The organism is Phyllobacterium sp. P5_D12, assembly GCF_054049495.1.
Genome location: NZ_JBFUMG010000616.1, coordinates 1 through 2,472 on the forward strand (window position 1 = coordinate 1; position 2,472 = coordinate 2,472).

The window sequence follows — 2,472 nt, forward strand, 5'->3', positions numbered from 1 at the left end:
CTGCAGGTGCAGCCACAGGCTTTGGCAGCACGTGGTTCAGCTTGTTCTCGGTCAGGAAGCGATGGTACTCGGCATAGTTCAGGCGATAAATATGCTGGACTTTGGAGAAGTCCGCTTTTTCGAGCATTTTTTCTAGGTTGATCGGCAGGTAGTCCTCGATCTCGATCGATGGAATTGCAAACAGTGAGGACAATTCCCGAATACGCGAATCATAGGTGAAGAATACCGCCGGAATTCCCTGATGCAGGGCTATAACATTGCCGTGCAGCCGGAAACCAACCATTACATCCACATTTGCAGCTGCGTCGGCCGCCCATTCTTCGATATCGAAAAAGGCGCTCATGCGATTGTTGAGCATCTCTTCCGCCTCGGCGTGGCCAAGCAGATTGAACTTGGTGAGGATGGCCTTGATGTTGTCCTGCTTCTCCTTGCCGGAGGAGAAAATAGCGAGCGTCTCTTCGCGTTCGCCCTGCGAGTAGAGTTTGCTCGAAGGACGCTTGGCGACTGCATCGATCAGCGCGCGCTGCATCCGGTTGGTCTTGGTCGCGTTGCTGGCATAGTCAGCGGAAAGATATTTATTCAGTGTCAGGCCGACGCGGGCAGTTGCCGGATCGATGGATTTGATCGTGATCGAGGGGCGTAAGGAACGGTAAAAGCTCGGGCAGCCGATCACMCGCACATTCTTGATGCCGAGATCGTTGAATATCTCCGCGCTGTAGAAGCCACGAACGCCGATCGTCTCGCATTTGTCGGCGATGACCTTCCACGCCTCGACGGTACCTTTCGGCACGTTGAGCTTCTTGTACTTGCCGGCCTGTGCACCGACACCGATGGCGACGACCGGGCCTTTGAGCTTCTTGAGCAGTGGTAYGACATGGGCGAGATCGACGGTTTCCGTCAGATAGTTCGAACCGCGCACGACGGTAGCATCATAAGTTCCGTCTTGCGGCCAGAGCTTTTCGTTACCGGCGTGCGAGAACTGCACGTTCTTGATGTCGTCGTAGGCGAGGGCCTTGAGCGTGGCGTCATAGACGAGAACGTCGCCTGTGTTGATGCCACCCTTGTTGAAGGCCGCGAGCGGGTCCTCAAACTTCAAATAGGCGGATTTGTTGCCAGGCTTGACCGCGGCGCCACCATTCAGAACAAAAAGTTTCTTCATCGTTAGTTCCTCAAATTATGCATGTGGGCTGATCCGGCAGCAGCGATCTGCAGCGGCCTGATTTCGGAAATTTCGTCACGCTGCTTCGGCGTTGCCTCGCGCGAAAACCGTTCGAAAGACGGTATCCGCTCGGGCGTGGTTGGCGCTGTCTGTTCGACAAGCTTCAGGGTTGTCTCCACCGGGAGGGTGGGAAGCCGGTCAGGGAACCATGACTTCAACTGGTTCACCAACGGTTCGACACTGTGTTCCCACATGAGGGAACCGCCGCGCTCTGCAGCAGCTTCAGAGAGGCGGCGCAACGCAGCGGGATCCTCTGACAATGCCATGATGATTTCAGTCAGTTCCCAGCTGATAACGTTGTCGTCCGTCGACTCGATCAACAAACCATCGACACCGTGGTCGATGAGTTCGCCGACCGCGCCGACTGACGTTGCGATCGGCACGCAGCCCAGCCGTTGAGCCTCGATAATGGTCAAGGGTGCACCTTCCCACCGCGACGGCAACACCACCACGTCGGCCCAGGCGAAGGCTTTGTTCAGATGCCGGCTCGAAAAGACTGGCGGTTCGACGTGAACACCAACTTCAGCGAAACGTTCTTTCCACGACCCCCCGGCACCAGCGTCCATGACATCGCTACCAATAATTTTCCAATCGATCGGTGCTGAGCGCTGGCGCAGGTCGCGAACGGAAGCGAACAATCGCTCGATACCCTTTTGAGCGTCGAGTCGACCCAGGAAAAGAACATTCAGCCTGTCGCGTTGGGGCCGGTTGCGGCGCGCTGCGAGGATAGCTTCCTGATCCTTGGAGGAAAGTGCATAACTTGCGGCATTTTGAATGTGCATGAGTTTGGCATCCGGGACGCCCATACCATGCAACCACTCCGCCATATCCCTGGAGCAGGTCAGGATCGTGTCATAGACGTGTTCGAAGGCGAGCGTGAGGTAAGGATGGCCCGCATCACGGCCCATTTTCGATTTATCGAGCACGTGAACATAGTTCAGCACCTTCATGCCGCGGCGGCGAAGTTCACCGAGCATGGAATTGACCGGGGCCGCCTGATTGTTGATCACCACATCCAGCCCGGCCAGAAAGCCCATGATCAGCTCGGCTTTCGCGGCTTCATCATGGCCCATCAACAAATCATGCCCGGCAAACTGATTGGGACCGCCCCAGAGCGGGTAATCATCTGCGAGGAAGTTAACCGTCTTGAACACGCCATCGTTTTCGGGAATGCGATTATAAACCGGCTTGCCAAGCAGGAAGAGGTGGACTTCGCAGCCTGCATTCTTCAACGCCTGCGCCACAGCATAGGC

2 protein-coding genes are annotated in these 2,472 nt (G+C 56.2%); both read right to left on the reverse strand.

What is annotated here, in order from left to right:
• Window positions 1-1,159, reverse strand: a 1,159-nt coding sequence (locus ACXJ5O_RS24285) for a polysaccharide pyruvyl transferase family protein (protein WP_457302142.1), incomplete at its 3' end; no start/stop codon positions are given.
• Window positions 1,160-1,161: 2 nt separating this feature from the next.
• On the reverse strand, window positions 1,162-2,472 hold a 1,311-nt coding region (locus tag ACXJ5O_RS24290; protein ID WP_457302143.1), incomplete at its 5' end, for a glycosyltransferase family 4 protein.